Below are 3,894 nucleotides of genomic sequence, written 5' to 3' on the forward strand. Positions count from 1 at the left end.
TTTCATTAGATAAACACAACAAACACATTCAAGTGTCTTGTATTCGATTCAAACCTAGTTTGAATCACAATTGAGTCCGGCAAACAGTTATCAGGAATTAACCCTTCTTGATGACAACCAAAAACCTTGGTTAGTTGCCATACGCTAAGACCCTTTCGGGTTGTATGGTTAAGTGACTAAGCGTACACGGTGGATGCCTTGGCAGTCAGAGGCGATGAAAGGCGTAATAACTTGCGATAAGCCCAGATTAGGTAGTAATAACCTTTTGAGTCTGGGATTCCTGAATGGGGAAACCCACTTACATAAGTAAGTATCCTGTTGTGAATACATAGCAACAGGAGGCAAACCGGGGGAACTGAAACATCTAAGTACCCCGAGGAAGAGAAATCAACCGAGATTCCGAAAGTAGCGGCGAGCGAAATTGGATTAGCCCTTAAGCTTTTAATGATGCAGGTGAAGAGTCTGGAAAGTCTCGCAGTAAAGGGTGATAGCCCCGTAACCGACACATCATAATCAGTGAAAACGAGTAGGGCGGGACACGTGATATCCTGTCTGAATATGGGGGGACCATCCTCCAAGGCTAAATACTACTGACTGACCGATAGTGAACCAGTACCGTGAGGGAAAGGCGAAAAGAACCCCTGTGAGGGGAGTGAAATAGAACCTGAAACCGTGTACGTACAAGCAGTAGGAGCACCTTCGTGGTGTGACTGCGTACCTTTTGTATAATGGGTCAGCGACTTAATTTTAGTAGCAAGGTTAACCGTTTAGGGGAGCCGTAGGGAAACCGAGTCTTAACTGGGCGTACAGTTGCTAGGATTAGACCCGAAACCAGGTGATCTAGCCATGGGCAGGTTGAAGGTTGAGTAACATCAACTGGAGGACCGAACCGACTAATGTTGAAAAATTAGCGGATGACTTGTGGCTAGGGGTGAAAGGCCAATCAAACCTGGAGATAGCTGGTTCTCCCCGAAAGCTATTTAGGTAGCGCCTCGGACGAATACTACTGGGGGTAGAGCACTGTTAAGGCTAGGGGGTCATCCCGACTTACCAACCCTTTGCAAACTCCGAATACCAGTAAGTACTATCCGGGAGACACACGGCGGGTGCTAACGTCCGTCGTGGAGAGGGAAACAACCCAGACCGCCAGCTAAGGTCCCAAAGTATAGCTAAGTGGGAAACGATGTGGGAAGGCTCAGACAGCCAGGATGTTGGCTTAGAAGCAGCCATCATTTAAAGAAAGCGTAATAGCTCACTGGTCGAGTCGGCCTGCGCGGAAGATGTAACGGGGCTAAGCTATACACCGAAGCTGCGGCTACGTACCTTAGGGTATGTGGGGTAGGGGAGCGTTCTGTAAGCCGTTGAAGGTGGTCTGTAAGGGCTGCTGGAGGTATCAGAAGTGCGAATGCTGACATGAGTAACGATAAAGGGAGTGAAAAACTCCCTCGCCGGAAGACCAAGGGTTCCTGTCCAACGTTAATCGGGGCAGGGTAAGTCGACTCCTAAGGCGAGGCCGAAAGGCGTAGTCGATGGGAAACGGGTTAATATTCCCGTACTTCTTACAATTGCGATGGGGGGACGGAGAAGGCTAGGTGGGCCTGGCGACGGTTGTCCAGGTTCAAGTACGTAGGCGGGTGGTTTAGGTAAATCCGGACCGCTACTAACGCTGAGATACGATGTCGAGCTACTACGGTAGTGAAGTCATTGATGCCATGCTTCCAGGAAAAGCCTCTAAGCTTCAGATTGTAAGGAATCGTACCCCAAACCGACACAGGTGGTCGGGTAGAGAATACCAAGGCGCTTGAGAGAACTCGGGTGAAGGAACTAGGCAAAATGGTACCGTAACTTCGGGAGAAGGTACGCTCTTATCAGTGAAGTCCCTTGCGGATGGAGCAGACGAGAGTCGCAGATACCAGGTGGCTGCAACTGTTTATTAAAAACACAGCACTGTGCAAAATCGTAAGATGACGTATACGGTGTGACGCCTGCCCGGTGCCGGAAGGTTAATTGATGGGGTTAGACTTCGGTCGAAGCTCTTGATCGAAGCCCCGGTAAACGGCGGCCGTAACTATAACGGTCCTAAGGTAGCGAAATTCCTTGTCGGGTAAGTTCCGACCTGCACGAATGGCGTAATGATGGCCACGCTGTCTCCACCCGAGACTCAGTGAAATTGAAATCGCTGTGAAGATGCAGTGTACCCGCGGCTAGACGGAAAGACCCCGTGAACCTTTACTACAGCTTGGCACTGAACATTGAACCTACATGTGTAGGATAGGTGGGAGACTATGAAACCGCGTCGCTAGATGTGGTGGAGTCGTCCTTGAAATACCACCCTTGTAGTTTTGATGTTCTAACGTTGGTCCCTGAATCGGGATTACGGACAGTGCCTGGTGGGTAGTTTGACTGGGGCGGTCTCCTCCCAAAGAGTAACGGAGGAGCACGAAGGTGGGCTAAACACGGTTGGACATCGTGTGGTTAGTGCAATGGCATAAGCCCGCTTGACTGCGAGAATGACAATTCGAGCAGGTGCGAAAGCAGGTCATAGTGATCCGGTGGTTCTGAATGGAAGGGCCATCGCTCAACGGATAAAAGGTACTCCGGGGATAACAGGCTGATACCGCCCAAGAGTTCATATCGACGGCGGTGTTTGGCACCTCGATGTCGGCTCATCACATCCTGGGGCTGAAGTCGGTCCCAAGGGTATGGCTGTTCGCCATTTAAAGTGGTACGCGAGCTGGGTTTAGAACGTCGTGAGACAGTTCGGTCCCTATCTGCCGTGGGCGTTGGAAAATTGAAAGGGGCTGCTCCTAGTACGAGAGGACCGGAGTGGACGAACCTCTGGTGTTCGGGTTGTCATGCCAATGGCATTGCCCGGTAGCTAAGTTCGGAATCGATAACCGCTGAAAGCATCTAAGCGGGAAGCGAGCCTTGAGATGAGTTTTCCCTGGCACTATAAGTGTCCTAAAGGGTTGTCGTAGACTACGACGTTGATAGGCAGGGTGTGTAAGTGCTGCGAGGCATTGAGCTAACCTGTACTAATTGCCCGTGAGGCTTAACCATACAACACCCAAGGGGTTTTGTGGACTCAAAGAAATACCAAACGCTTGAATGAGTTTGAAAGAGATAGACTTTTAAATCAGTTTTCCAGATTATTTTGCCTTCAGTTTTTAAAAAAGCTGAAAGTAAAAGCAAAATTTGCTTGGCGACCATAGCATTGTGGACCCACCTGATTCCATGCCGAACTCAGAAGTGAAACACAATAGCGCCGATGGTAGTGTGGGGCTTCCCCATGTGAGAGTAGGACATCGCCAGGCTTTAAATTTTAGAGTCGTTTTTAAACGGTTCTTGAATTGCTGATATAGCTCAGCCCGGTAGAGCGCACCCTTGGTAAGGGTGAGGTCCCCAGTTCGAGTCTGGGTATCAGCACCATATTTAGTTGATTTGATTATTCAAGTTAACAACAGAATTTGTTTGACGACCATAGCATTGTGGACCCACCTGATTCCATGCCGAACTCAGAAGTGAAACACAATAGCGCCGATGGTAGTGTGGGGCTTCCCCATGTGAGAGTAGGACATCGCCAGGCTCTAAATGCTTTATGCTGAATAGACACTGCGGAGTGGTAGTTCAGTTGGTTAGAATACTCAGGCTCAATGCTTTATGCTGAATAGACACTGCGGAGTGGTAGTTCAGTTGGTTAGAATACCGGCCTGTCACGCCGGGGGTCGCGGGTTCGAGTCCCGTCCACTCCGCCACTTATTAGAAAGCCTAGTCTTATGACTAGGCTTTCGTCGTTTCTGGCTATCGATAATTTGGTCTCCGACCAATGAGTGTCGTCACCTGATACCAATCCGGAAAATTAACTGATCAGGTCAATCCAATCTCTTGTACACA

General features: G+C 49.4%; 2 tRNA genes and 3 rRNA genes. All 5 read left to right on the forward strand.

Annotated elements, in window-relative coordinates:
- The first annotated feature begins 166 nt into the window (after nucleotides 1-166).
- The 5 genes from A6D97_RS00475 to A6D97_RS00495 all read left to right on the forward strand — a co-directional run bounded on the left by A6D97_RS00475 (nucleotide 167) and on the right by A6D97_RS00495 (nucleotide 3,755).
- Nucleotides 167-3,060 (forward strand): 23S ribosomal RNA (locus A6D97_RS00475).
- A gap of 138 nt (nucleotides 3,061-3,198) precedes the next feature.
- Nucleotides 3,199-3,314, forward strand: a 5S ribosomal RNA gene (rrf, locus tag A6D97_RS00480).
- A gap of 38 nt (nucleotides 3,315-3,352) precedes the next feature.
- Nucleotides 3,353-3,429, forward strand: a tRNA-Thr gene (locus A6D97_RS00485).
- 41 nt (nucleotides 3,430-3,470) lie between these two features.
- Nucleotides 3,471-3,586: ribosomal RNA gene (gene rrf, locus A6D97_RS00490) — 5S ribosomal RNA — on the forward strand.
- Nucleotides 3,587-3,678: 92 nt separating this feature from the next.
- Nucleotides 3,679-3,755, forward strand: a tRNA-Asp gene (locus tag A6D97_RS00495).
- Nucleotides 3,756-3,894: the final 139 nt, after the last annotated feature.

The sequence above is a fragment of the Vibrio sp. ZF57 genome (assembly GCF_001691235.1).
GTDB lineage: Bacteria > Pseudomonadota > Gammaproteobacteria > Enterobacterales > Vibrionaceae > Vibrio > Vibrio crassostreae_C.